We start from the raw sequence: 25,743 nt of genomic DNA, 5'->3' as shown, positions 1-25,743 counted from the left end.
GCGATGGCGCCGGTCACGGCGGCGGGAGCCTCGACGGGCCCCGCCGCGCCCCGTCGTCGCAAGAGCGTGACCGGCACCCGCAGGACCGTGGCGGCCCTGTTCCTGCTGCCCGCCCTGGTGCTGCTCGGCGCGCTCGTGGTCTACCCCATCGGGTACTCGCTCGTCCGCAGCTTCTCCAACGCCTCCGGCGACGGCTTCGCCGGGTTCGACAACTACAAGGCCCTGTTCACCGACGACGGCATCCGCACCGCGCTGAAGAACAACGTCATCTGGATGGTGTTCGCGCCGACGGTCGCCACCGCGCTCGGTCTGGTCTTCGCGGTGCTGACCGAACGGGTGCGCTGGGGAACGGCGTTCAAGCTGGTCGTCTTCATGCCGATGGCGATCTCCATGCTGGCGGCCGGGATCATCTTCCGGCTGGTGTACGACCAGGACCCGGACCGGGGCGTCGCCAACGCGGTGTGGGTCGGGGTGCACGACACGTTCGCGCAGTCCTCGGCGTTCCCGAAGGCCCACCCGGGCCGCGACTCGCCGCTCGAGCCGGACCAGGGCGGCTTCCTCACCGCCGACCCGGTCCACACCGGGCAGTCGGTCACGCTCCCCCTGGTCGGAGTGGCCCCCGACCAGATGCCGAAGAGCGCCGAGCAGGCCGTCCAGGCCACGTCGGAGCCGGGGAGGATCACCGGCACCACCTGGCAGGACTTCACGCGCGGCAAGGGCGTCGGGAGGCTCGGCGTGGTCGACCCGGGCGAGCCGGGCTATGCCGGGATGCGGATCGAGGCGGTGAAGGACGGCACGGTGGTGGCATCCACGAAGGCCGCCGACGACGGCACGTTCACCCTGCCGGCGTCCGCCGACGGCGCACTGCTCCGGCTCCCGGCGAGCAACTTCAAGGCGCCGTACAACGGCGTGAACTGGCTGGGCCCGTCGCTGGTCACCCCAGCCGTCATCGGGGCGTACGTGTGGATGTGGGCCGGGTTCGCGATGGTGCTGATCGCCGCCGGCCTCGCGGCGGTGCCCCGGGAACTGCTGGAGGCGGCCCGGGTCGACGGCGCGAACGAGTGGCAGGTGTTCCGGAGGGTCACGGTGCCGCTGCTGGCACCGGTGCTCGCGGTCGTCGCCGTCACCCTGATGATCAACGTGCTGAAGATCTTCGACCTGGTCTACATCATCGCCCCGGGCTCCTCCCAGGCCGATGCCGACGTCCTCGCCCTGGAGCTGTACCGCAAGGGCTTCTCGGAGGGGCAGCCGGGCATCGCCAGCGCCATCTCGGTGTTCCTTCTGGTGCTGGTGATCCCGGTGATGCTGTTCAACTTGCGCAGGCTGCGGCGGGAGGTGCGGCGATGACGACGGAAGCCGGGACTCCGCCGAAAACGGTGCCCGTCCCCCGGGCCGTGCGGGCGAAACCGTCCCTGGGTTCGCGGCTGGCGCAGGCCGTCAGCGGCGGCGTGCTCCGCGTGTTCCTGATCGTGGTGGGCCTGTTCTGGCTGGTCCCGACGATCGGTCTGCTGCTGTCCTCGCTGCGCTCGCCGACGGACATGAGCGCGAGCGGCTGGTGGTCGGTGCTCAGCAAGCCCTCGCAGCTCACCTTCGACAGCTACCAGAAGCTGTTGGAGAACAGCGACATCACCAACTCCCTGCTGAACACCGTGCTGATCACGGTCCCGGCCACCGTCCTGGTGGTCCTGGTCGGCTCGCTGGCGGGCTACGCCTTCGCGTGGATGGAGTTCCCCGGCCGGGACTGGTGGTTCCTGGCCGTGGTCGGACTGCTGGTCGTGCCGGTGCAGGTGGCGCTCATCCCGATCGCCGAACTCTTCGGCAAGCTGGGCCTGTTCGGCACGATCTTCGGGGTGGTCCTGTTCCACACGGGCTTCGGCCTGCCGTTCGCGGTGTTCCTGCTGCGGAACTTCTTCGCGGAGATCCCCCGCGAGCTGCTGGAGGCGGCCCGCCTCGACGGCGCCGGTGAACTGCGGCTGTTCGCCCGCGTGGTGCTGCCGCTGGGCGGGCCCGCGATCGCGAGCCTGGGCATCTTCCAGTTCCTGTGGGTGTGGAACGACATGCTGGTCGCGCTGGTGTTCACCAAGTCCGGCACGCAGCCGATCACCGTCGCCCTCCAGACGCAGGTACGCCAGTTCGGCAACAACGTCGACGTACTGGCGCCCGGGGCGTTCATCTCCATGGTGATCCCGCTGGCCGTGTTCTTCGCCTTCCAGCGACAGTTCGTCTCGGGTGTGATGGCGGGCGCGGTCAAGTAAGCGCACGGTAAGACATTTCGGGGCGGGCCGGCGCGGGCCCGCCCTCCGCCACCGCCGGCCCGCCGTCCCCCGGATGCCTCAGCGGGCCGTGACCGACCCGCTCCACCGGCCGTTCCCGGGCAGAACGCCCGTGTCGGCCCTTGGATGCCCCCTTGCCCAGGTTCAGTGTCAACGTCCCCGCGCACCGGGTCCCGGCGTACCCGCGCGCATGCCTTGAGGCGTGCCGCCGCCGTTACCGCACCCTCGGCCTGTGGCCGGCGCTGCGCATCGGGTACATCGGGCTGCGGTACGCCCTGGTCAGGCTGGGCCCGCACCGCGCGATCCGGGTACTGCGACTGGTGGCGGCCCTGTGCCACCGGACGGTCGGACCGGCCGTCCGTCCGCTGCGTGTCCTGCGCGCCACGGCGCTACGGATCGCCGCGCTGCGGGCCACGGCGCTACGGGTCGCCGCGCTGCGGGTCCCGTCGCGCACGGGGTGGCCCAGCCGGTCGCCGTCCTCCCCTGCCGTCCGGTGTCGTCGCAGGTCGCGGCCCCGAGTCGAAGCCCGCTCGGGTCCGTGTCCCCATCCGCGGCCGCCAGACCGTTACCCAGAGCCGTGGAACACCGTTTGCTCTTTCGCGAGTCCGTCTGCCCGCGGCGGACCGGATCGCCGCCACCGGCCACCGCCACGCCGTTCTCCTTCGTCCGGTTGTGGCTGTCGACGGAATTGGTGAGGCCTCAAGGGGAACCCGAGTCGGACACTCACCGTCTTCCGGACGGGACACCAAGTCCCTCTTAACGGGAGATTACCGACTATCCCTACTATCTCCGCTCGTGGATACCATGCATCTGCACCCCGACCATGCCACCGACGTCAGCGTCGTCGTGATCGGTTACAACGACGTCACCCACATGGCCGACGCTGTGCGCTCGGCTCTCACACAGGGCCCCTCCGTCAGCCAGGTCGTCGCCGTCGACGACTGCTCGACCGACGGCACCTTCGAACTGCTCGAACGCCTGGCCGCGGCCGAACCGAGAGTGCGGGTGATCCGGCGCGAGGACAACAGCGGCGGCTGCGGCACCCCGCGCAACACCGGCATCGACGCGGTGACGACGCCGTACGTGATGTTCCTCGACAGCGACGACGTGCTGCCGCCGGGCGCGGTGAACGCGCTGCTCGCCGCCGCCCGGGAGGAGCGGGCCGAGGTCGTGAGCGGCCTGTGCGTGCGCCGTGAGCTGCCCTCCGGGCGCGAGGTGCCCTGGCAGCGCAAGCTCTACAGCGAGGGCGCCGTCCTCACGCGCCCCGCGCGGCTCCCGCGTCTGGTGCACGACACCCTGTGCGTCAACAAGCTGTACCGCACCGACTTCCTGCGCGAGCACGCGATCCGCTTCCCGGACGGGCACTACCCGTACGAGGACTTCGTGTTCAGCGCGCGCCTACTGGCCGCCGAACCGCGCCTGGCCCTCATCCCCGACCAGGTGTACGTGTGGAACGTGCGCCGGTCCGCCGGACATCTGTCGATCTCGCTGGACCGCGCGCACATCGAGAACTGGCGGGCCCGCACCGAGGCGAGCAGGACGGCGTACGACATCCTGCTGAACGCCGGGCAGAAGGAGCTTGCGCGGGCGGCACGCGCCAAGTTCCTCGACCACGAACTGCGCATGTACGCCCGCGAGTTGAGCCTGCGCGACGCGGAGTACCGGCGCGCCTGGTGGGAGCACACGCGGCAGTTCCTCGGCGAGTACGACGCGGCCGACTGGGCCGTCAACCCGACGGCCGCCGGGCGGCTCCTCGGACGGGTGATCCTCGCGTCGCCCGAGCCGCGCGACCTGCCGCGCCTGAAGGAGCTCGCCGCCCGCCCGGCCCGCCTGTGCCCGCCCTACGCCCGGGGCAGGGACGGCACCCCCGTATGGACCGAGGACCTCCCCCAGATCAGCCTGGAGCCCTACCTGGTCCGGCCGGTCCACGTCCTGCCCCTGGCCGTGGACGCGGAACTGCACCCTCACGCGGGCAGCAGCGTGCTGCGGCTGCGCCTGCACGACCTGTACGGCAGGGTGGCGGCCGCCGGACCGGAGGCGCTGGAGGTGGCGTGGCGGCACCGTGAGGGCGGGCGCACGGCCCAGCAGGTCACCGTCCCGCTCACGCCGGCGGCGGCGGAGGGCACCTGGTCGGCCGAGACGGGCGTGGACCTCGCGGGGCTGGGGGCCGGCACCTGGGACCTGCGGCTTCGGGTGTGCTTCGCCGACGGCACGAGCCGCGACGTGACGGCGCACGCGCGCGCGGGCGCCGGCCTGCTGCGCCGCCGCGCCGTGCCGAGCCTGCGCTACGGCGCCCTGCTGGTCCAGCCCTACGCCACGCATTCCGGCGCGCTGGCGCTGCGGCTGGCGATGGGGCTGCGCGGGGTGACGTCCATACTGCGTGGCAGACTGCGCCGTCTGTTCCACGGGGCCGCGTCACAATGAGCACGCGACCCGCATCCGCACGACGACCTGGGCCAACTGACGAGGAGACGCCCGCATGACCTGGCTGATCACCGGCGGCGCCGGCTACATCGGAGCGCACGTCGTCCACGCGATGACCGAAGCGGGCGAGCGGGTGGTGGTGTACGACGACCTGTCCACCGGCATCTCCGAGCGCGTCCCGCGGGACGTCCCGGTGGTCGTGGGCTCCACGCTGGACGGCGACCGGGTGGCGCGCGTCCTCGCCGAGCACGACGTGACCGGTGTCGTCCACCTGGCGGCGAAGAAGCAGGTGGGCGAGTCGGTGGAGTGGCCCCTGCACTACTACCGGGAGAACGTCGAGGGCCTGCGCGTCCTGCTGGAGGCGGTGACGGCGGCCGGGGTCGGCGCCTTCGTGTTCTCCTCCTCGGCGGCCGTGTACGGCATGCCGGACGTGAACCTGGTCACGGAGGAGACGCCGTGCGTGCCGATGTCGCCGTACGGCGAGACGAAGCTGGCCGGTGAGTGGCTGGTGCGTGCGACCGGCCGGGCGACGGGCCTGTCCACGGCGTCCCTGCGGTACTTCAACGTGGCGGGCGCGGCGAGCCCGGAGCTGGCGGACCTCGGTGTCTCCAACCTGGTCCCGATGGTTTTCGAACAGCTGACCGAGCACGCGCCGCCGCGCATCTTCGGGGACGACTACCCCACGCCGGACGGCACCTGCATCCGTGACTACATCCACGTGGCCGACCTCGCGGAGGCCCATGTGGCCGCGGCTCGCGCCCTGTCCTCCTCCCCCGGCCGCGACCTCACCCTGAACATCGGCCGCGGCGAGGGGGTCTCGGTGCGCGAGATGATCGACACGATCAACGCCGTCACCGGCTACGACACCCCGCCCACGGTCACCTCCCGCCGCCCCGGCGACCCCGCCCGCGTCGTCGCCTCCGCCGACCGCGTCGCCAGGGAACTCGACTGGAAGGCCCGGCGCGACCTCCACGACATGATCACCTCGGCCTGGCAGGGCTGGCTCCACCACCACCCGGAAGCGGCCCGCACCTGACCGGTCCGGCTTCCGGCTTTCGCTCATCCGTTCGCCCTGCCGTGGTGCGGTAGAACTCGGCTGCCGTGACGGTGACGGGGACGCCGAGTTCGGCGGCGACCGCGGTGATCGCGGTGGCGCCGACGGCGAGGTCGGCTTGGCCGTCGGTGGTGAAGAACGGCGCGATGAACGTCTCGTGGTGGGCTCGGGCTTCGTCTGCGGTGTGCCGGCCGAGGAACGTCCGGATGTACCGCACCGTGGTGTCGGGTTCGTCGTGGATGACCCGCAGGGCGCGCCGGTGGGCTCGTACGACGGCCTGGACCGCGGGGTCGTCCGGGTGCACGCGGGTGGGATCGACGGCCAGGCCCACGGTGGGGATCCGGAAGTGGTCGCCCACCCAGGCCAGGACGCGCCAGCCGTACTCGGCGGCTATCGCCTCCGGCGCCATGGTGCTGCCGACGAAGGCGGCGTCGATCGAGCCCTCGTGCAGCCGGCGCAGATCCATGCCGTAGTCGCCGGGCGGGCGGACGACGGTGTGGAGGTCGCGGTCCGGGTCGAGGCCCGCCTGGCGCAGCACGATCCGGGCGAAGCACCCGGGTGGGGTGCGGGGGGCGTGCACCGCCAGCCGTCGGCCGGCCAGATCGGCCAGGGAGGTCGGGCCGGGGCGGGCGAGGAACCAGAACAGCGGGCGGTGGGTGTTGACCTGGAGTGCGACCCAGGGGATGCCGTCGACCAGTCGGGACAGCAGTGCCCTGCCGAGTCCGATGGTGGCGCCCCGGCGCAGCCGTTCCACGTCCCAGGAGCAGCCGTCGTGCAGCGCGACGTGGACGTCCTCGTCGGCGTAGTAGCCCTGCTGGTCGGCGATGTACGCGACCAGTTCCTCGTGCAGGCCCCGCCCGACGTAGGCAAGATCGATCGTGTGCATGAGCACTCACCTTGATCGGGGGATCAGTCCATGGACATCCCGCCGTTGACCGCGGCCGTGGTACCGGTCATGAAGGCGTTGTCCTCGCCGGCGTAGAACGCGACAGCTTGGGCGACGTCGTCCGGGTGTGCCAGACGGCCCAGAGGAGTGGCGGCCACCTGCCGCCGCTTGTACTCCTCGTCGAGCGCACCCGCCATGCGGGTGTCCTCCACCGGGCCGGGCTCGACGATGTTGACGGTGATGCCCCGAGGGCCCAGCTCCTGGGCGAGGTACCGGGCGAACTGCGTCAGCGCCGCCTTGGCCGTGCCCAGTGCGATCATGCCCTCCCGGGGGCGGCGGCTGAGGCCGGTGCCGAGATAGACGATGCGTCCCCAACCCTGTCGGGTCATGGCGGGCAGGACGGCTTTGGTGACCGTGAACGCCGCACGCATCTCGTCGTCGAGCTTGCCGCCCAGTTCTGCCCACGTCATGTCCTGGAACGGCTTGATCACATACGGGGTGAGCGCGTTGTGCACGAGCACGTCGACGTCTCCCCAGGCCGCCTGGACCTGCTCAGTCATCCCCTCGACCGCCGCCGCCTCGCGCACGTCGGCCTGCACCGCCATGGCCTGGCCGCCTGCGGCCTCGATGCCGGCGACGACCTCCTCGGCCGCCTTGGTGTTGCGGAGGTAGTTGACCACCACACGCATCCCTCGCGCGGCGAGAAGGCGCGCGGTGGCCGCACCGATTCCGCTGCCGGCCCCTGTCACCAGTGCCACCCTGCCGCCTGATCCAGTCACGGACCCACCTCCTGCCGGCGCCGGCATACAACCGCGTCCACACGCATGCTCCGCGTTCCACGGCTTCCCGCACTTATGCCGTCAAAGAGCCTTGATCGCCTCGGCCGTCGCCCGGGTGAGGGCGGCCAGGTAGCCCTTGGGGAGCTTCGGTGTGCGGATGACGACCGCGCGCCAGTACAGCGGACCCGAGATCAGGTCGAGGGCCAGGTCGAGGTCCAGACCGGGACGGATCTCGCCACGGTGCTCGGCCGCCGCCAGGATGCTGCTGGCCACGCTCTCCTGACCGTCCCGCAGCGCCTTCTGCATGGCCTCGGCGATGTCCGGGTTGCGGGCCGCCTCCGCCTGGAGGTCGGGGATGATCTGCGAGGCCACGGGGTGGCGCAGGGCCCGGGAGGTCACCTCGTACAGCAGCCGCAGGTCGCCCTCCAGGGAGCCGGTGTCCGGCGCGGGCAGGCCCTGCACGGCGAGCGCCGAGACGATGTCCAGCACCAGGTGCAGCTTGGAGCGCCACCGGCGGTAGACGGCCGTCTTGCCGACGCCCGCGCGCCGCGCGATCCCCTCGATGGACATCCGCGCGTAGCCGACGGACGCCAGTTCCTCGAAGACCGCGGCCCGGATCGCCTCCGTCACATCCTCGCGGAGCACCGCCGCTCCGGCGGGGACCCGGCGGCGGGGGCTCGTCTGGGGCTCGTCGGCGTTCGTCGTCATGGGCCCCAGCATAGGGCGTTACGACGAAACGGTTGCGTTGCGACGTCACTTCGCCGTACGCTCGCGTTGCGACGATACGGTGCCGTTCCGACGTAAGAGAACGTGAAGAGAACCGTAAGGAAACGACGGCGACAACAAGCCGGACGCCCGCACCCCCTCCCCCCGAGCGAAAGCAGCGGATGTGAGCCAGGTCCTCCACACACCGCCTCCCACCCCGGCCCCGGCCGAGGACGGCCTCGCGGCGCTCGCCGCCCGCCACGGCCTGTCGGTCAGCGGTGCCCGCCCCTCCCTGTCCGAGTACGTCCGCCAGCTGTGGGCGCGGCGCCACTTCATCAGCGCCTTCGCCACCGCCAAGCTCACCGCCCAGTACAGCGAGGCGAAGCTCGGCCAGCTCTGGCAGGTCGCCACCCCGCTGCTGAACGCGGCGGTGTACTACTTCATCTTCGGCGTCCTCATGGGCACCAGCCGCGGCGTCGCGGACTACATCCCGTTCCTGGTGACGGGCGTGTTCATCTGGACGTTCACCCAGAACTCGATCATGGCGGGCACCCGGGCGATCTCCGGCAACCTCGGCCTGGTGCGGGCCCTGCACTTCCCGCGGGCCGCGCTGCCGGTCTCCTTCGCGCTCCAGCAGCTCCAGCAGCTGCTGTTCTCGATGGTCGCCCTCGTGGCGATCCTGCTCGGCTTCGGCATGACACCCGGCCTGTCGTGGGTACTGGCCTTCCCGGTGCTGCTGCTCCAGTTCGTGTTCAACGCCGGCGTCTCCATGATCATGGCCCGGATGGGCGCCAAGACGCCGGACGTCGCCCAGCTGATGCCGTTCCTGCTGCGCACCTGGATGTACGTCTCGGGCGTGATGTGGAGCATCGACAAGACGCTGAACCACAGCAGCATGCCGCACGTGCTGAAGGTGCTGCTCCAGTCCAATCCCGCCGCCGTCTACATCGACCTGATGCGCTTCGCGCTGATCGACAGCTTCAAGGCGCACCAGCTCCCCCACCACGTGTGGGCGTTCGCGGTGGGCTGGGCCCTGCTCGCCGGGGTCGGCGGCTTCATCTACTTCTGGAAGGCTGAGGAGACGTACGGCCGTGGCTGAGCTGAACACCGACAAGATTCCCACCGTCGTCGCCGACGGGGTCGACATCGTCTACCGGGTCAACGGCACCGGTTCCGGTCGAGGTTCGGCGACCGCCGCCCTCAACCGGATCCTGCGCCGCGAGAAGGCCGAGAAGGCGGCCGGCGTACGCCGGGTGCACGCGGTCAAGAAGGTCTCGTTCGTCGCCTACAAGGGCGAGGCCATCGGCCTGATCGGCACCAACGGCTCCGGCAAGTCCACCCTGCTCAAGGCGGTCGCCGGACTCCTGCCCGTGGAGAACGGCAGGATCTACACCGACGGCCAGCCCTCGCTGCTCGGTGTGAACGCGGCGCTGATGAACGACCTGACCGGCGAGCGCAACGTCCTCCTCGGCGGACTGGCCATGGGCATGTCCCGCGAGCAGGTCAAGGAGCGCTACCAGGACATCGTCGACTTCTCCGGCATCAACGAGAAGGGCGACTTCATCACGCTCCCGATGCGCACCTACTCCTCCGGCATGGCCGCCCGGCTGCGCTTCTCCATCGCCGCCGCCAAGGACCACGACGTCCTGCTGATCGACGAGGCACTGGCCACGGGTGACCGCTCCTTCCAGCGCCGCTCGGAGCAGCGGATCCGCGAGCTGCGTGCCCGGGCCGGCACGGTGTTCCTGGTCAGCCACAGCAACGCCTCCATCCGCGACACCTGCGAGCGCGTCCTGTGGCTGGAGCGCGGCGAACTGCGCATGGACGGCCCCACCGAGGAGGTCCTCGAGGCCTACGAGGCCTTCACGGGCGGCCCCGACAAGAAGAAGGCCAAGAGCTAGTGCCGCGGCGGGCAACGTTTGCCCGTCAAGGAGCGGCGTCCTGTCGCGACGGTCCCGCCCGTCCCGCGTCCGGCGGGCCGGTCAGGGGGTGACCGCGTACAGGACCTGGCCGTCGGGGCCGCGGGTCACCACGCGCAGTTCGCGGTCGCGGCGGGGCCTGCTCCCGTCCACGACCCAGCGCACGTCATAGGTGCGCAGGATGTCCCTGCGCACGTCCTCCGGGGTGCGGCGCGTGTAGTAGCGCCGCACCGCCCACTCGCGCCGCGACTCGTCCGGCAGGAAGAAGTCCGGGTAGCCGGGGGCGACGGTGTAGGCGCCGTAGGCCGGGATCAGCCGGGAGGGCAGGTCCCGGGCCATGACCACGTCCCCGTACTTCACGTACGGGGTGATCCAGTGGTACCCGGTCCACGGCGGGGTGTAGTCGGCCGCGAGCACGTCCGGCAGCGCCGCGCTCCCGACGGCGTACCCGAGCACCCCCGCCTGGGCCCACGCGCCCAGGGCCAGCGCCCCGCCCAGCATCCACGCCCAGCGGGTCCGCACGGCCCGCCGGCCGCCCTGCACCACCTCCAGCGCGGCGGCGAGCTGGGCCGGGACGAGGGCGGCGGGCAGGGTCCGGCCCCAGGCGTAGTGGCCCGTGCCGAAGCCCACCGCGCACACCAGCGCGCCCAGCAGACAGAAGATCACCAGCGGGTCCCGGCGGTCGCGCCGCCACCGCAGGACCAGCGCGGCGACTCCGAGCAGGGCCAGCCAGTAGCGGCCGACGAAGCGTGCGTAGAGGGCCCGGTGCACCTCCTCCAGATCGCGTCCGGCCGAGAGCAGGGCGAAGAAGTCGTAGTACGGCCACAGCCACAGCACCAGCAGCCCCAGGGCCGCCCCGGCGGCGAGCCGCGGCCACAGGGCCCGCGGGGGCCGGTCCGCGAGCACCGCGGCGAGACCGCCGAGCGTGGCGACGAATCCGGTGAACTGATGGCACAGCAGGATCAGTGCCCACAGCGCCCCGAGGCCCAGCCACACCTCCCACCCGGCCGCCGCGCGCAGCGCCCGGGTGAGCCACGCCCAGTAATGGAAGGCGAGGCCGAAGGCGAACACGCTGGGGTACGACACCGTCAGCGCGAGGGAGTTGAGGGAGAGGAACCCGCTCCAGTTGATGAGCTCCGTACCCCACAGGAGAACCAGGCTCAGGGCGGCCAGGGCGGGCGCGGCCCGGTGCGCGCTCAGCGTCCTGACGTACCGCCACACGCCCGTCGCGAGCAGCGTGAGCCCGGTGAGCGCGGCGATCCGCAGCACGACGAACACCGACAGGCCGCTCATCCGGGCGGCACAGCCGAGCAGCACCATCCACGGCGAGTAGTACGGGCTCGGGGTGACGACGTCGACCAGCGGATTGCCGGGGTGGAACAGGCTGTGGCGCAGCCTCTGCACGGTCGCCGCGTGCATGCCCAGGTCGCCGGCCCAGGGCAGCCGGACGATGACCAGGAGCAGCAGGGCGGCGACCAACGCGGCGGCCACACCGGGCGCGTGGACCCTTCCCGGGGCGGCCGTCGGCCGGGGGACGACTGCGGGCGCTGACGGTACCTCAGGCGGCGCGGTGCGCATCGTGCCGGAAGAGCCGGGTGCGACTACCGAGGGAGTTCACGCGGCAACTTTATACGAATGATCCCGTTCAGCCGGAAAAGATAAATTCGGCGTGCGGCGTTTCCTGGACCGGGACGATTCCTGGATAGGGGCATTCCCGAACCAGGGCGATTCCCGGCCCAGGGCGGGAAGACGGCATGGACGACATGAGGGCGCCCCGGACCGGCAAGGTCCGGGGCGCCCTCGAGTACGGGTCGGCCTCCCGCGGTTACGAGTGCGTCCGCAGCAGCGTGCGCATCGTCCGCATCGCCACCGACAGGTTGGCCAGGTCGAACGCGTCGGAGCTGCGGATCTCCTCGAGCGTGGCCCGCGCCCGGGACAGGATCGCCCCGTTCTTCTGCTCCCACACCTTGAAGCGCTGCTCCGGCGTGGCGGTGCCGTTGCCCGCGGCCAGCACGTCCGCGGTCAGCGCCGCGTGCGCCGCGTACAGGTCCTCGCGGATCGCCGCACGGGCCATGGACTGCCACCGGTCGGCGCGCGGCAGCTCGATGATGCGGTCCATCAGCTGGGCGATGTGCAGGCGGTCGGCGAGGTCGTAGTACACCTCGGCGACGTCCATCGGGTCCTTGTCCATGCGGTCGGCCACCGAGACGATGTCGAGCGCCGGGAAAGCGGAGGAGAACCCGGCCACGCGCGTGGCCAGCTCGTCCGTGACACCGGCGCCGGACAGCTCGTCGTAGACCTGCTGGTACCACTCCAGGTCCGCGCCCTTGAGCAGCTTGGGCAGCTCCGCCCACACCTGCCCGACCCGCTCGGAGAAGAACTCCACGGTCTCGGCGAGCTCCAGCGGCTGCGGCCGGTTGTTCAGCAGCCAGCGCGTGCCGCGCTCGACCAGGCGGCGCGAGTGCAGACGGATCCGGGTCTGGACATCGGCCTCGACCTTGTTGTCCAGTGCCTCGACCGCGTCCCACACCGGCGCCGAGCGGAAGATCGTGCGGGCCACCGTCTGCGCCCTGACGATCTCCTCCAGCGACGCGCCGGTCTCCTCCCGCAGGCGGTGCAGATACGTCGTACCGCCCGTGTTGACCGTGTCGTTGACCAGGACGGTCGTCGTGATCTCACGGCGCAGCGGGTGGTTGTCGATCCGCTCGGTGAACTGCTCGCGCAGCGCGGTCGGGAAGTAGGTGTGCAGCAGGCCGCGCAGGTACGGGTCGTCCGGCAGCGAGGTGTGCAGCAGCTCCTCGGCGACCGTGATCTTCGTGTAGGCCAGCAGGACGGCCGTCTCCGGACCGGTCAGGCCGTGCCCGGCGGCCAGCCGCTCACGGATCTGCCGGTCGGTGGGCAGGAACTCCAGCGCCCGGTCCAGATGGCCCTCGCGCACCAGGTGCTTCATGAAGCGCTGCTGGGCGTGGAGCATGTCCTTGGACTGGGCGAGCGCGTTGGCGATCGCCGTGTTCTGCGCGTAGTTGGTGCGCAGCACCAGCGCGCCGACCTCGTCGGTCATCTCGGCGAGCAGCTTGTTGCGCTGCTTGACGGTCATGTCGCCGTCCGCGACCAGGCCGTTGAGCAGGACCTTGATGTTCACCTCGTGGTCGGAGGTGTCCACGCCGGCGCTGTTGTCGATGGCGTCGGTGTTGATCCGGGCGCCCTGCATGGCGCACTCGATCCGGCCGAGCTGGGTGAAGCCCAGGTTGCCGCCCTCGCCGACGACCTGGACCCGCAGGTCGCGGCCGTCGACGCGGATGGCGTCGTTGGCCTTGTCGCCGACGTCGGCGTGGGACTCGGTGGACGCCTTGACGTAGGTGCCGATGCCGCCGTTCCACAGCAGGTCCACCGGGGCCCGGAGGATCGCCCGCATCAGGTCGGCCGGGGTCATCTTGGTGATGCCGGACTCGATGCCGAGGGCCTCGCGGATGTGCGCGTTGACCGGGATCGACTTGGCCGTACGCGGGAACACCCCGCCGCCCGCCGAGATCAGCTTGGCGTTGTAGTCCGCCCACGAGGAGCGCGGCAGCTCGAACAGGCGGCGGCGCTCGGCGTAGGAGACGGCCGCGTCCGGTTCGGGGTCGATGAAGATGTGCCGGTGGTCGAAGGCGGCGACCAGCCGGATGTGCTCGCTGAGCAGCATGCCGTTGCCGAACACGTCACCGGACATGTCGCCGATGCCGACGGCCGTGAAGTCCTGGGTCTGGGAGTCCACGCCCAGCTCCCGGAAGTGCCGCTTGACCGACTCCCAGGCGCCGCGGGCGGTGATGCCCATGCCCTTGTGGTCGTAGCCCGCCGAGCCGCCGGAGGCGAAGGCGTCGCCGAGCCAGAAGTCGTACGACTGGGCGACCTCGTTGGCGATGTCCGAGAACCGCGCCGTGCCCTTGTCGGCGGCGACCACCAGGTAGGTGTCGTCGCCGTCGTGCCGCACGACGTCCTGCGGGGGCACGACCTCGCCGGCGACCATGTTGTCGGTGATGTCGAGCAGCGCCGAGATGAAGGTCTTGTAGCTGGCGACACCCTCCGCCATCCACGCGTCCCGGTCCACGCTCGGGTCGGGCAGCTGCTTGGCGACGAAACCGCCCTTGGCGCCGACCGGCACGATGACGGTGTTCTTCACCATCTGCGCCTTGACCAGGCCGAGGATCTCGGTGCGGAAGTCCTCGCGCCGGTCGGACCAGCGCAGACCGCCGCGGGCGACCTTGCCGAAGCGCAGGTGCACGCCCTCCACGCGCGGCGAGTACACCCAGATCTCGTACGCCGGGCGCGGCGCGGGCAGGTCCGGGATGGCCTGCGGGTCGAACTTCATGGAGACGTACTCGTGCGGCCCGCCGCCCCGCGCCTCCTGGAAGAAGTTGGTGCGCAGGGTCGCCTTGATGACGGTGAGGAAGGACCGCAGGATCCGGTCCTCGTCGAGGGAGGCCACCTGGTCCAGGGCCGCGTCGACCTCTTCCAGCAGCGCGTCCACCAGCTCGTGCCCGGCGCGCTGGCGCTCCGGCGACATCCGCGCCTCGAACAGGGAGACCAGCAGCCGGGTGGTGTGGACGTTGTTGCGGAGGGTGTCCTCCATGTAGTCCTGGCTGAAGGTCGAGCCCGCCTGGCGCAGGTACTTGGCGTAGGCGCGCAGCACCATCGCCTGGCGCCAGGTCAGCCCGGCGCCCAGCACCAGGGCGTTGAACCCGTCGTTCTCGGCCTTGCCCGTCCAGGCGGCGGCGAAGGCGTCCTGGACGCGCTCACGGGCGTCGTCGCCGAGGTGGTCGCCGGCGCCGGACTCCTTCGGCATCCGCAGACCGAAGTCGTAGACCCAGGCCGTCGTACGGTCCGCGCAGCGCAGTTCGTACGGCCGCTCGTCGGTGACCTCGACGCCGAGCCGGCTGAGCACCGGCAGCACGGCGGACAGGGAGACCGAGCCGCCCTTCTGGTAGATCTTGAACCGGCGCTCCTCGGGGGCGGCGCCCACCGGCTCGTACAGGCTCAGCGCGAAGGTCCTGTCCTCGTTCAGCTGCTCGAGGTGGCACAGGTCGGCGACCGCCGCGCGCGGGGTGTGGTCGGCCTTGTAGCCCTCGGGGAAGCCGCCCGAGTAGCGGCGCAGCAGCTCCGCGGCGCGCTCCTCGCCGAGTTCGGCGGTCAGCGCCTCGGAGAAGGCGTCCGTCCAGGAGCGGGCGGCCTCGACCAGGCGGGCCTCGATGCGCTCCTTGTCGCCGTCGGACAGCTCGGGCAGCTCGGTGCCCTGCGGCACGCGGACGACGAAGTGCAGCCGGGAGAGCACCGACTCGGTGTTCCAGGCCGTGAAGTCGACGCTGGTGCCGCCCAGCTCCTCCTTCAGGATGTCGATGATCCGCAGGCGCACGCCGGTGGTGTAGCGGTCGCGCGGAAGGTACACGAGGGCCGAGTAGTAGCGGCCGTACTCGTCCTGGCGCAGGTACAGGCGCAGCCGGCGGCGCTCCTGGAGGTAGAGCACGGAGGTGGCGATCGCCTGGAGCTCGCCGACCGGGGTCTGGAAGAGCTCGTCGCGCGGGTAGGTCTCCAGGATCTGGAGCAGATCGCGCCCGTCGTGGCTGTGGGGCGAGAAGCCGGCGCGCTCGAGGACCTCCTCGACCTTGCGGCGGATGACCGGCACCCGGCGCACGGACTCGGTGTAGGCGGCGGACGAGAACAGGCCGAGGAAGCGGCGCTCGCCGACGACCTCGCCCTTGTCGTTGAACTTCTTGACGCCCACGTAGTCCAGGTAGGACGGCCGGTGGACGGTGGCCCGGCTGTTGGCCTTGGTCAGCACCAGCAGCTTGTGCTCGCGGGCCTTGGCGCGGGCGTCGGCGGGCAGCCGCTCGAAGGACGGGCTGACCGGGTGGCTGTCGTCGCCGGCGTGCGGCGGGTCCGCGCGCAGTATGCCCAGACCGGTGCCGGGCACGGCGGCCAGGGAGTCGTCGTCGCGCAGCGAGTACTCGCGGTAGCCGAGGAAGGTGAAGTGGTCGTCGGACAGCCAGCGCAGCAGCTCACGGGCTTCCTCGACGTCCTGCGTGCGCAGGTCGCCGGGCACCGGCTCGGCGGGCAGCTCCTCGGCGAGCCGGGTCGCCGCCTGGCGCATCTTCTCCCAGTCCTCGACGGCCTCGCGGACGTCGGACAGCACGCGCACCAGATCGGCGGTGATCTGCTTCAGGTCGGCGCGGTCGGTCTCGCGGTCGGTCTCGACGTGGATCCAGGACTCGATGTGCGCGTCGTGCGGCAGCTCCTCGCCGGGGGCCGCGCTGGGCAGCACCTCGATGAGCTTGCCGGTGACGTCACGGCGCACCACGAACTGCGGGTGGATCACGACGTGGATGCCGCGGCCCTGGCGGGTCAGCTCGTTCGTCACGGAGTCCACGAGGAAGGGCATGTCGTCGGTGACGACCTCGACGACGGAGTGGCTGCACGTCCAGCCGTTCTCCTCGACGGTCGGGGTGTGGACCCGGACGTTGGCCGTGCCCTGCGGGCGGTTCTCGGCCAGGCGGTAGTGGGAGTAGGCGGTGCCGAAGACGTCGACCGGGTCGCGGTCGGCGAGGTCCTCCGGGGCGGTGTGCAGGTAGAAACGCTGGAGGAACGCGAGCACGGACTCCCGGTCCGGCATGCCCTCGCCCGTCGACCCGGTCGGGATATGTCCCCCGAGCGGACTGTTCTCAGCTACCCGGGCGGCCCTCTCGAGCAGCTCGGCCTTGGCTTCGTCCAGCTTGGTCTGCATTGTCCTCTGGCTCCTGTCGCGCGCCGTTGCGTGACGTAGAAGGAAGTACGGTCTCTTCCTCTCCGGCGTGACGCCGCGGCCCGGAATGTCCGGTGTGCTTCGACGCTATGCCGGAAAGTGAGATGTGCGGGGGGATATCAGCCATCTTCGACGCGTCCGGCGGGTGTGACGCTGCTCTCCATCGCGTCCGTACCCGTGTCCGTACCCGTGGATGACGCGGCGTCCTCGGGGCCGCCGGGGCCCCTTCCCGCCCGCGAGGACCAGCGACTGCCGCCCGGACACGGATGCGGTCCGTGCTCACCGGGCGCACAACGGAGGCGGCGGCGCCCCCGCGAACTATCGCGCTGATCACCCCACCAGGCTATCGCTCCTCACCGGGGGCCCGTCATGAGCCGTATGTGTACAAAACCGGGGGTGGAAGTTTGACGTTCTGCACAGGGGTGGTGGCGGTGAAGGCGGCGTATGGCTCCGCCGCGCGCGCCGCTCACCCGGCCCTCACCCGGCCCTCACCCGGCCAGCCGCTGGGCCTCCGCGACCGCCTCCCGAAGGGTGTCCACCACCGGCACGCCCGCCTTCTCCAGGCTGGCCCGGCTGTGCGAACCGCCGGTGTAGAGCACCGCCCGTGCCCCGACGTGCAGTGCGGCCACCGCGTCGTCCGCCGCGTCCCCGATCACCACCGTGCGCACGGGGTTCACCCGGCCGGACAGCGCGCCGAGGTGACGCACCATGTGCTCGGCCTTGCTGCCGCCGGAGCGGCCCGTCCGCCCGTCCACCCGGAGAAAGTGCGGCTCGATGCCGAAGCCCCGCACCAGCGGGACGAGGTCCTCGTGCCCGTACATGCTGAGGATCGACTGGCTGTGCCCGGCCGACGTCCATCCGGTGAGCAGCTCCACGGCGCCCTCGGTCAGGGTGCATCTGACGCGGTGCTCGGAGTAGTACCGGTGGAAGACGCCGTCCATCGTCTCCCACTCGCCCTCGGTGGGCAGCCGGCCCAGCAGCCGCTCGTAGAACTTCGGGATCGGCACGCAGTACAGCGCGCGGTACTGCTCCAGTGTGATCGGCTCCAGGCCCAGCTCGGCGAATGCCGCGTTCGTCGCGCCGATGACCGCGTCGTTGTCGTGGAACAGCGTGCCGTTCCAGTCCCAGACGATGTGCGTCCCTGACTGATTCCCCATACCGGAAACGTACCCGCCGCCACTGACAATCAGGACAACGGCAGGTCGCGGACCGCGGTGCGGGCGCGGACCGTGGGCTTCAGCCGTCGAGCCCGACGAGGTTCGGGATCTCCTGCGTGGCGTACCAGAGCAGCTCGTGGTCCTCGGCCCCGTCCACGACGAACTGGGCGTCGTCGTCGCCCGCGTCCGCCGCACCCAGGGCCTCGGCCGCGGCGGTCACGTCCGCCTCCGCGTCACCGGCGTCGACATGCACGGCGGCCGCCTTGGCCAGCCGCACCGGCCCGGCCACCCGCACCTCGCCGAGCGCCGTCGGGTCGAGCCCGCGGTCGGGGTCGACCGTCGCCGCGCCGTCGGGTACGTCCACGGCGACCACCACGCGGCGCCGCGGTGCGCCCGGGTCCAGCGCCAGCAGCCGCAGCGAGGCGAGCGCGGCCCGGTTCAGCGCGGCGTACTCCAGCTCCTCGATGTCGTCGGAGAGGTACCACTCGCGCAGGGCGGGCGTCACGGCGTACGCGGTGACCGCCCCTGCCCCCAGCTCGCCCTCCTTGTGCGCCTCGGCGAGGCCCGAGAGGGTCAGGGGGACGTAGACACGCATGGCAGGCCGCTTTCGTGGTCGGAGGGCTCGCCGCCCGGACGGCCTTCAGGATACGTGCGGGAGCCCCCTTTCGAGTCCCCGGTCACCGCTGCGACACGTCCACCGCGCGCCCCTCGACTCACCCGGTCCGCCCCAGTTCCCGCACGGCTCACGCCCTTCTCGATCACACGGTCAGGTGAACTCGTCCACGGTCCGACGCGCACCACGGCTTCCTTGCCCCGGCGCCCTCGGCCCCGTACAAGAGCCCCAGCAGGAAGTTACTGCCTGGTACGAAACCGGTGCCCTGGGTCGACCCATGCCCTCGGCCCCGCGACCGACCACCCGGCGGCCACGCCGGACAACGACACCGAACGGGGACTCATGCACAAGATCATGACCAGGACCCAGCGCCGCCCTGGCACCCGCCCGCCCGGCCGCCGCGACCCACGCCGCCCCGGCGGCTACCCACCCCGCACCCCCGGAGGAACCCTCCCCCGCACAGCCGACGACAACCCCCCGCCCCGCAACAACCCCACGCCCCCGGCAGACCGCCCCCGCGACACCCGCCCGCCGTCCACCCCACTCGTGGGCGCAGCCGCCGGGACCGCCCCTGGACGTACCGCGGGCGTGGCCGGAGCCCGGCGGGTGGCCGCCTACAGGTCCGAGCCGGGCGGCCACACGGGCGCCGCAGGCGCGGCGGGGGTACGCACCGATGGGGTCGCCCGCGCGGCGAACATCGGGGCTGTCCGCGCCCAGGACGCCGTGCGGGCGGCTTCGCTGCCCGTGGCCACCGATCTGTTCGCCGATCGGCTGCTCGCCGTTCTCAGCGGGCAGCGGCCCGTGCACTGGATGCTCCGGCACACCGCGGGCCGGGCCTACGACGAGCTCGCCTGGCTCGCCGAGCGCGGCGCACTGCGGACCCGCGGCGCCCGCCCCGTCGTGTGCGACATCGGCTACTACGAGCCCCGCCCCGGCGCCGTGGAGGCCTTCGCCCGCATCGGCGCGGGCGACCAGCTGCGCGCGATGGCGTTCCGCCTGGAACAGGGCCGGGACCGGCGCTGGCGCTGTACGGCGGTGGAACTGGGCGGCCCCCGGATGCCCCACCTCGACGACGACCTGCCCTGAGACCAGCAGCCGCGGCGACGACCTGCTCCGACGACGAGCTGCCGTGACCGCCGGCGACAGCGCACGGCGAAGGGCCGGGCACCCGAGGGTGCCCGGCCCTTCCCTGTCCGCTGCCGGCTCTCTCAGAGAGCGCCGGTCACTTCTTGCGGCGGCGGCCCGCCTTGGCCTGCTTGCGCCGCTCCGCGCGCGTGAGACCGTCGGCCTCCGAACGCACGGGCTCGCCGTCCGCGGCGAACTCGCCCTCGACGACGCCGCCCTCGCCGTCCACGGTCGGCGCCGAGAAGTGCAGGTCACGCCGCTGCGGCGCGTCCAGCCCCTTGGCCCGGATCTCCGGACGCGCGCCGGCCTGCGCCGGAACCGCCTCGTGCTTCTCCAGGTCGGCCACCGGCTTGGTGTCCTCGACCGGCACCTCCTCGACCTGCTGCTCGACCTGGACCTCCAGGTTGAACAGGTAGCCGACGGACTCCTCCTTGATGCCCTCCATCATCGCGGTGAACATGTCGAAGCCCTCGCGCTGGTACTCGACCAGCGGGTCCTTCTGCGCCATCGCGCGCAGGCCGATGCCCTCCTGGAGGTAGTCCATCTCGTAGAGGTGCTCGCGCCACTTGCGGTCCAGCACCGACAGGACCACCCGGCGCTCCAGCTCACGCATGATCTCGGAGCCGAGCTGCGTCTCGCGGGCCTCGTACTGCTCGCGGATGTCGTCCTTGATGGACTCGCTGATGAACTCGGCCGTCAGACCCGCGCGGTCCCCGGCCGCCTCCTCCAGCTCCTCGATGGTGACCTTCACCGGGTAGAGCTGCTTGAAGGCGCCCCACAGCCGCTCGAGGTCCCAGTCCTCCGGGAAGCCCTCGGCGGTCTCCGCCCCCACGTACGCGTCGATGGTGTCGTCCATGAAGTGCTGCACCTGCTCCTGGAGGTCCTCGCCCTCCAGGACGCGGCGCCGCTCGCCGTAGATGACCTCGCGCTGCCGGTTGAGCACCTCGTCGTACTTCAGGACGTTCTTGCGCGTCTCGAAGTTCTGCTGCTCGACCTGCGACTGGGCGGACGCGATCGCGCGCGTGACCATCTTGTTCTCGATCGGCACGTCGTCCGGGACGTTCGCCATCGACATCACGCGCTCGACCATCTGCGCCTTGAACAGACGCATCAGGTCGTCGCCGAGCGAGAGGTAGAAGCGGGACTCGCCCGGGTCGCCCTGACGGCCGCTACGGCCGCGCAGCTGGTTGTCGATACGACGCGACTCGTGCCGCTCGGTGCCGAGCACGTACAGGCCGCCGATCCTCTCGACCTCGTCCTTCTCGGCCTTGACCGCCTCCTCGGCGCGCTGCAGCGCCTCCGGCAGGGCCCCGGCCCACTCCTCGATGTGCTCCTCGGGGTCGAGGCCGCGCTGGCGCAGCTCCGCCTCGGCGAGGTCCTCGGGGTTGCCGCCGAGCTTGATGTCCGTACCGCGGCCGGCCATGTTCGTCGCCACGGTCACCGCACCCCTGCGGCCGGCCTGGGCGACGATCGACGCCTCACGCTCGTGGTGCTTGGCGTTGAGCACCTCGTGCTGGATGCCGCGCTTGCTGAGCTGCTGCGAGAGGTACTCGGACTTCTCGACCGAGGTGGTGCCGACGAGGATCGGCTGGCCCTTCTCGTGCTTCTCGGCGATGTCGTCGACGACCGCCTCGAACTTGGCGACCTCGGTGCGGTAGATCAGGTCCGCCTGGTCCTTGCGGACCATCGGCCTGTTGGTCGGGATCGGGACCACGCCGAGCTTGTAGATCTGGTGGAACTCGGCGGCCTCGGTCATCGCCGTACCGGTCATGCCGGAGAGCTTGCTGTAGAGGCGGAAGAAGTTCTGCAGGGTGATCGTGGCGAGCGTCTGGTTCTCGTCCTTGATGTCCACCCCTTCCTTCGCCTCGATCGCCTGGTGCATGCCCTCGTTGTAGCGGCGGCCGGCGAGGATACGGCCGGTGTGCTCGTCGACGATCATGACCTCGCCGTCGATGACGACGTAGTCCTTGTCGCGCTTGAAGAGCTCCTTGGCCTTGATGGCGTTGTTCAGGTAGCCCACGAGCGGGGTGTTCACCGACTCGTAGAGGTTGTCGATGCCCAGCCAGTCCTCGACCTTGGAGACACCGGCCTCGTGGATGGCGACCGTGCGCTTCTTCTCGTCGACGTCGTAGTCGCCGGTCTCCTCGACGCCCTTGAGCGGGTTGCCCGCCTCGCCCTTCTTCAGGCGGGTGACCAGCTTGGCGAAGTCGCCGTACCACTTGGTGGCCTGGTCGGCAGGACCGGAGATGATCAGCGGCGTACGGGCCTCGTCGACGAGGATGGAGTCGACCTCGTCGACGATCGCGAAGTTGTGGCCGCGCTGGACGAGCTCGTCCTTGGACCACGCCATGTTGTCGCGCAGGTAGTCGAAACCGAACTCGTTGTTCGTGCCGTAGGTGATGTCGCACTCGTACTGCTCGCGGCGCTGGGCCGGCGTCATGTTGGCGAGGATGCAGCCGACACTCAGGCCCAGGAACCTGTGGACGCGGCCCATCATCTCCGAGTCGCGCTCGGCCAGGTAGTCGTTGACCGTGATGATGTGGACGCCGTCGCCCGAGATCGCGTTCAGATAGGCGGGAAGCGTGCCGACCAGGGTCTTGCCCTCGCCGGTCTTCATCTCGGCGACATAACCCAGGTGCAGGGCGGCGCCGCCCATCATCTGCACGTCGTAGTGCCGCTGGCCGAGGACGCGCTTGGCCGCCTCGCGCACCGTGGCGAACGCCTCGGGCAGCAGGTCGTCCAGGCTCTCGCCGTCGGCGTAGCGCTGCTTGTACTCGTCGGTGAGGGCACGCAGATCGGCGTCGGAGAGGGCGACGAAGTCTTCTTCGATGGAGTTGACCTGGCCCGCGATGCGGTGCAGCTTGCGCAGGATCTTGCCTTCGCCTGCACGCATGATCTTCGAGAGGACGGACACGGGGGTTGGTCTCCTTGCCGGTCGGGCCTGGGACGGTTTCCATTGACGTACTGAGCAACGGCCATCGTATGCGAGGACACGGCCGAGCCGGGAGGGCCTGCCGCAAGGCCACCCGTCCGCAGCTTCGCGGGGCCTCTACGGGAACAACGTCCGGGGGTCGCGGATGGTGCCGTGTCATGGAGATGATTTGTACGAATTGTGATCACTCCCTCACACACCGGGAGACACGGCCGTCTCCTCACCCCCGGGAAAGGGATGGCGTCCCTCGCGGCCCCCGAGCAGAATCGGGCGATGGAACCCGTCACCCTCACCACCGACCGACTGCTCCTGCGCACGCTCGGCCCCCAGGACACCGACGCGGTGTACGCGGCCGTGCAGGACCCCGACATCCAGCGCTGGATCTCCCAGCTTCCTTCGCCCTACCTGCCGGAGCACGCGCGGAGCTTCGTCGAGGACATGGTCCCCGTGGGCTGGGCCAACGGTTCGATGTTCACCTTCGGCCTCTTCCTCCCCGGCTCCGGCGGGGGCCTCGTGGGCACGCTCGGCATAACGATGCGGTCGCTGGGCGAGGCCGAGATGGGCTACTGGGCCACCAAGGAGCACCGCGGCAACGGCTACGTGACCGAGGCCTCCCTCGCCGTCGCCCGCTGGGCCTTCACCCACCTCGCCGTCGACCGTCTGGAGTGGCGCGCCGAGGTCGGCAACCACGCCTCCCGCGCGGTCGCCGAACGGGTCGGCTTCACCGTGGAGGGCGTCCTGCGCTCGGGGCTCAACAACAAGGGGGTACGGCGGGACTGCTGGGTGGGCTCCCTGCTGCCGTCCGACCTGAGCCTGCCCTCGGCGGCGCCCTACCTGCCCGCGCAGATCTAGGGTCAGCCGCCTCCGGGGTCTGTCGACTCCGGGGTCTGTCGGCTCCGAGGCCTGTCGACTGCAGGGTCTGTCGACTGCAGGGCCTGTCGGCGAAAGCCCAGCTCAGACCGCGTTGTCGGTGCCGCCCTCTATCGTGCGGTGCCATGACCTCGCTCCCGCGCCCCAGCACCGACCTCTCGGCGGACGAAGCCCGTCGCATCGCCCTGCGTGCCCAGGGTTTCCTCGGCGCACCCGACCGGCGGTCCGGGGTGCGCGGCGTCCTGCGGCACCTCGGCGCGGTCCAGCTCGACACCATCTCGGTACTCGCCCGCTCCCACGAGCTCGTGCCCTACGCCCGCCTGGGCGCCGTGGGCCGCAGGACCGTCGAGCGGGCCTACTGGACGGCCGCGTCCACCGGCACGCCGCCGGCCCGCCCACACGCGTTCGAGTACTGGTCGCACGCCGCCTGCATCCTGCCCATCGAGGAGTGGCCCCACTTCGCCTTCCGCCGCCGCGCCTACCGCAACCGCCCGCACTGGAACCACGAACTGCCCGACGGTGCGTACGACCAGGTCGTCAAGCAGCTGCACGCCGAGGGCCCGCTGACGGCGACGGAGCTGGGCGGGGCCAAGAAGACCAGCGAGTGGTGGGACTGGTCGGGCACCAAGGTCGCCGTCGAGCGCGCCCTGATGTACGGCGAGGTGGTCTGCGTCGAGCGCCGGGGCTGGAAGCGGGTGTACGACCTCGCCGAGCGCGCCGTCCCCGAGGAGCTGCTGCACGACGAGCTGGACGACACCGAGTGCCTGCGCCGGCTGGTCCGCCTGGCCGGCCAGTCCCTGGGCGTGGGCACCCGCGCGGACATCGCGGACTACCACCGTCTGAAGGGCGAGCAGGTCGACGCGGTGATCGGTGACTCCGGGCTGGTCCCGGTCACGGTCGAGGGCTGGTCCAAGCCGGCCTGGGCGGACCCGGAGGCGCTGGCGGCACCCCCGCGCGGCCGGCATCGCACCACGCTGCTGTCCCCGTTCGACTCGCTGGTCTGGGAGCGGGCGCGCACCGAGCGGATCTTCGGCTTCACCCACCGCCTGGAGGCCTACGTCCCCAAGCCCAAGCGGGTCCACGGCTACTTCGCGATGCCCGTGCTCGCCGGTGGCCGCCTGGTCGGCCGGGTGGACCCCGCCCGGGAGGGCCGCACCCTCGTGGCCAAGCAGGTCACCCTGGACGACGTCCGGTCCGTACCCGCCGTCGCCCAGGCGCTCGTCGAGGCGGCGAGCTGGGTGGACTGCACGGACGTACGCGTGGAACGGGTGGACGCGCCCGAGCTGCGCGAGCCCCTCGTGCTGGAGCTCTCCCGCGCGGTCGGCTGACCTTACGGGCCGCCCGGTGAGCCCCTACCGGATCTCGAGGATCTTCTCCCGCATCGCGTAGACCACGGCCTCCATCCTGGAGTGCAGCTGAAGCTTCTCCAGGATGTTGCGGACGTGGTTCTTCACGGTGTTCTCGGAGATGAACAGCTCCTTGGCGATGTCCTTGTTGTTCATCCCCGTGGCGACGAGCTTGAGGACCTCCAGCTCACGGTCGGTCAGCCGGGGCGCGGGGACGAGCCGGCGCTCGTCGGTCCGCTGGATCATCGACTTGAACTCGGTGAGCAGTTTCGACGCCATGGAGGGGCTGATCTGCGACTGCCCGTCGGCGACGGCGCGGATGGCGGTGGCCACCTCGTCCGTGGAGATCTCCTTGAGGAGGTAGCCGGTGGCGCCGGCCTTGATCGCCTCGTAGAGGTCGGCCTCCTCGTCGCTGATCGTCAGCATGATGATCTTGGCGCTGGGCGCGACCTCCTTGATGGACGTGCACGCCTCGATCCCGCCGCGCTTGGGCATGCGGACATCCATCAGCACGATGTCGGGCAGCAGGTCCGCGGCCTTGTCGACGGCTTCGGCCCCGTCGCCCGCCTCGCCCACCACCTGGATGTCCTCCTCGGCGGCCAGCACGATCTCCAGGCCGCGGCGGAAGAGGGCGTGGTCGTCCACGACAAGGACTCTGATCGGCTCCTTGCGCGCAGTGTCCGCCCCCGGTCCCACGCCGACGACGCCACCGTCGGCGTCCTCGTCCCGCATCGGTCCGAAGCTGTCCGCCATCGTTGTTCCTCCCCCTGAGGCTGTGGCCCGGTCTGTGGTGCGGTCTGTGGTGCGGTGGCCAACCCAAGGCAACAGCCCATCCGTTGGGCCGTTGCGGCCATGATTCCATGCCTGGCCGACACTGCGGTGACC

The 25,743-nt window shown here is 71.0% G+C and carries 18 protein-coding genes; 9 read left to right on the top strand and 9 right to left on the bottom strand.

Annotated features, from left to right (window positions below; genetic code table 11):
• The first annotated feature begins 3 nt into the window (after window positions 1-3).
• The 4 genes from ACIHCX_RS27510 to galE all read left to right on the top strand — a co-directional run bounded on the left by ACIHCX_RS27510 (window position 4) and on the right by galE (window position 5,733).
• Complete coding sequence (locus tag ACIHCX_RS27510; RefSeq protein ID WP_400034008.1) at window positions 4-1,347, top strand: carbohydrate ABC transporter permease; 1,344 nt, start codon at window positions 4-6, stop codon at window positions 1,345-1,347.
• Entirely contained in the window at window positions 1,344-2,255 is a 912-nt protein-coding gene (locus ACIHCX_RS27505; protein ID WP_400034006.1) for a carbohydrate ABC transporter permease, read from the top strand. The genes ACIHCX_RS27510 and ACIHCX_RS27505 overlap by 4 nt, the downstream gene beginning before the upstream one ends.
• An 822-nt stretch (window positions 2,256-3,077) precedes the next feature.
• Window positions 3,078-4,697 (top strand): glycosyltransferase, encoded by a 1,620-nt coding sequence (locus tag ACIHCX_RS27500; protein WP_400034455.1) that lies wholly within the window; start codon window positions 3,078-3,080, stop codon window positions 4,695-4,697.
• Window positions 4,698-4,752: 55 nt separating this feature from the next.
• Window positions 4,753-5,733: a UDP-glucose 4-epimerase GalE gene (galE, locus tag ACIHCX_RS27495; RefSeq protein WP_400034003.1), complete on the top strand. Its 981-nt coding sequence runs from the start codon at window positions 4,753-4,755 to the stop codon at window positions 5,731-5,733.
• Here galE and ACIHCX_RS27490 read toward each other — a convergent pair.
• From ACIHCX_RS27490 to ACIHCX_RS27480, 3 genes are all read right to left on the bottom strand, one after another.
• Window positions 5,678-6,637, bottom strand: coding sequence for an ABC transporter substrate-binding protein (locus tag ACIHCX_RS27490; RefSeq protein WP_400034001.1), 960 nt, complete (start codon window positions 6,635-6,637; stop codon window positions 5,678-5,680). The two genes, galE and ACIHCX_RS27490, sit on opposite strands and share 56 nt — an antisense overlap.
• Window positions 6,638-6,660: 23 nt before the next feature.
• Window positions 6,661-7,416, bottom strand: coding sequence for an SDR family NAD(P)-dependent oxidoreductase (locus tag ACIHCX_RS27485; protein WP_400033999.1), 756 nt, complete (start codon window positions 7,414-7,416; stop codon window positions 6,661-6,663).
• 81 nt (window positions 7,417-7,497) lie between these two features.
• Window positions 7,498-8,136 (bottom strand): TetR/AcrR family transcriptional regulator, encoded by a 639-nt coding sequence (locus ACIHCX_RS27480; protein WP_400033997.1) that lies wholly within the window; start codon window positions 8,134-8,136, stop codon window positions 7,498-7,500.
• 169 nt (window positions 8,137-8,305) lie between these two features.
• On the opposite strand from ACIHCX_RS27480, the gene ACIHCX_RS27475 reads away from it, so the two are divergent.
• Together ACIHCX_RS27475 and ACIHCX_RS27470 are read left to right on the top strand one after the other, a co-directional pair.
• Window positions 8,306-9,220, top strand: coding sequence for an ABC transporter permease (locus tag ACIHCX_RS27475; protein WP_400033995.1), 915 nt, complete (start codon window positions 8,306-8,308; stop codon window positions 9,218-9,220).
• Complete coding sequence (locus ACIHCX_RS27470) at window positions 9,213-10,022, top strand: ABC transporter ATP-binding protein (RefSeq protein WP_400033993.1); 810 nt, start codon at window positions 9,213-9,215, stop codon at window positions 10,020-10,022. The genes ACIHCX_RS27475 and ACIHCX_RS27470 overlap by 8 nt, the downstream gene beginning before the upstream one ends.
• Window positions 10,023-10,103: 81 nt before the next feature.
• On the opposite strand, the gene ACIHCX_RS27465 is transcribed toward ACIHCX_RS27470, so the two are convergent.
• The 4 genes from ACIHCX_RS27465 to ACIHCX_RS27450 form a co-directional block, all read right to left on the bottom strand.
• On the bottom strand, window positions 10,104-11,618 hold the full coding sequence (locus tag ACIHCX_RS27465; protein WP_400033991.1) for a hypothetical protein: 1,515 nt from the start codon (window positions 11,616-11,618) through the stop codon (window positions 10,104-10,106).
• Between the two features lie 247 nt (window positions 11,619-11,865).
• Complete coding sequence (locus ACIHCX_RS27460) at window positions 11,866-16,797, bottom strand: NAD-glutamate dehydrogenase (protein WP_400033989.1); 4,932 nt, start codon at window positions 16,795-16,797, stop codon at window positions 11,866-11,868.
• A 506-nt stretch (window positions 16,798-17,303) separates the two neighbouring features.
• The gene (locus tag ACIHCX_RS27455) at window positions 17,304-17,972 is read right to left on the bottom strand and encodes an HAD family hydrolase (RefSeq protein ID WP_400033987.1); all 669 of its coding nucleotides are present in this window, start codon (window positions 17,970-17,972) and stop codon (window positions 17,304-17,306) included.
• 79 nt (window positions 17,973-18,051) lie between these two features.
• Window positions 18,052-18,567 (bottom strand): DUF6912 family protein, encoded by a 516-nt coding sequence (locus ACIHCX_RS27450; protein WP_400033985.1) that lies wholly within the window; start codon window positions 18,565-18,567, stop codon window positions 18,052-18,054.
• Between the two features lie 360 nt (window positions 18,568-18,927).
• On the opposite strand from ACIHCX_RS27450, the gene ACIHCX_RS27445 reads away from it, so the two are divergent.
• Window positions 18,928-19,671, top strand: a complete 744-nt coding sequence (locus tag ACIHCX_RS27445) for an Rv3235 family protein (protein WP_400033983.1) — start codon at window positions 18,928-18,930, stop codon at window positions 19,669-19,671.
• Between the two features lie 136 nt (window positions 19,672-19,807).
• On the opposite strand, the gene secA is transcribed toward ACIHCX_RS27445, so the two are convergent.
• Window positions 19,808-22,624: a preprotein translocase subunit SecA gene (gene secA / locus ACIHCX_RS27440; protein WP_400033981.1), complete on the bottom strand. Its 2,817-nt coding sequence runs from the start codon at window positions 22,622-22,624 to the stop codon at window positions 19,808-19,810.
• 291 nt (window positions 22,625-22,915) lie between these two features.
• Here secA and ACIHCX_RS27435 point away from each other — a divergent pair, with 291 nt between their 5' ends.
• Both ACIHCX_RS27435 and ACIHCX_RS27430 read left to right on the top strand, forming a co-directional pair.
• Window positions 22,916-23,494 carry a GNAT family N-acetyltransferase gene (locus ACIHCX_RS27435; RefSeq protein ID WP_400033979.1) on the top strand — a complete coding sequence of 193 codons (579 nt, stop codon included), beginning with the start codon at window positions 22,916-22,918 and terminating at the stop codon, window positions 23,492-23,494.
• Between the two features lie 143 nt (window positions 23,495-23,637).
• Window positions 23,638-24,840: a winged helix-turn-helix domain-containing protein gene (locus ACIHCX_RS27430; RefSeq protein ID WP_400033977.1), complete on the top strand. Its 1,203-nt coding sequence runs from the start codon at window positions 23,638-23,640 to the stop codon at window positions 24,838-24,840.
• Window positions 24,841-24,864: 24 nt separating this feature from the next.
• Here the strand turns inward: ACIHCX_RS27430 and ACIHCX_RS27425 are convergent, their stop codons facing one another.
• Window positions 24,865-25,611: a response regulator gene (locus ACIHCX_RS27425; RefSeq protein ID WP_400033975.1), complete on the bottom strand. Its 747-nt coding sequence runs from the start codon at window positions 25,609-25,611 to the stop codon at window positions 24,865-24,867.
• Window positions 25,612-25,743: the final 132 nt, after the last annotated feature.

The organism is Streptomyces sp. NPDC052043, from assembly GCF_044548235.1.
Taxonomy (GTDB): Bacteria; Actinomycetota; Actinomycetes; order Streptomycetales; family Streptomycetaceae; genus Streptomyces.
This window is presented reverse-complemented; position numbering and strand designations above follow the sequence as displayed.

Bases quoted from the DNA above. Each gene is read 5' to 3' on its own strand.
- ACIHCX_RS27510 (WP_400034008.1), top strand. From the start codon at position 4: ATGGCGCCGGTCACGGCGGCGGGAGCCTCGACGGGCCCCGCCGCGCCC.
- ACIHCX_RS27505 (WP_400034006.1), top strand. From the start codon at position 1,344: ATGACGACGGAAGCCGGGACTCCGCCGAAAACGGTGCCCGTCCCCCGG.
- ACIHCX_RS27500 (WP_400034455.1), top strand. From the start codon at position 3,078: ATGCATCTGCACCCCGACCATGCCACCGACGTCAGCGTCGTCGTGATC.
- galE (WP_400034003.1), top strand. From the start codon at position 4,753: ATGACCTGGCTGATCACCGGCGGCGCCGGCTACATCGGAGCGCACGTC.
- ACIHCX_RS27490 (WP_400034001.1), bottom strand. From the start codon at position 6,637: ATGCACACGATCGATCTTGCCTACGTCGGGCGGGGCCTGCACGAGGAA.
- ACIHCX_RS27480 (WP_400033997.1), bottom strand. From the start codon at position 8,136: ATGCTGGGGCCCATGACGACGAACGCCGACGAGCCCCAGACGAGCCCC.
- ACIHCX_RS27465 (WP_400033991.1), bottom strand. From the start codon at position 11,618: ATGCGCACCGCGCCGCCTGAGGTACCGTCAGCGCCCGCAGTCGTCCCC.
- ACIHCX_RS27460 (WP_400033989.1), bottom strand. From the start codon at position 16,797: ATGCAGACCAAGCTGGACGAAGCCAAGGCCGAGCTGCTCGAGAGGGCC.
- ACIHCX_RS27455 (WP_400033987.1), bottom strand. From the start codon at position 17,972: ATGGGGAATCAGTCAGGGACGCACATCGTCTGGGACTGGAACGGCACG.
- ACIHCX_RS27450 (WP_400033985.1), bottom strand. From the start codon at position 18,567: ATGCGTGTCTACGTCCCCCTGACCCTCTCGGGCCTCGCCGAGGCGCAC.
- ACIHCX_RS27445 (WP_400033983.1), top strand. From the start codon at position 18,928: ATGCACAAGATCATGACCAGGACCCAGCGCCGCCCTGGCACCCGCCCG.
- ACIHCX_RS27435 (WP_400033979.1), top strand. From the start codon at position 22,916: ATGGAACCCGTCACCCTCACCACCGACCGACTGCTCCTGCGCACGCTC.
- ACIHCX_RS27430 (WP_400033977.1), top strand. From the start codon at position 23,638: ATGACCTCGCTCCCGCGCCCCAGCACCGACCTCTCGGCGGACGAAGCC.
- ACIHCX_RS27425 (WP_400033975.1), bottom strand. From the start codon at position 25,611: ATGGCGGACAGCTTCGGACCGATGCGGGACGAGGACGCCGACGGTGGC.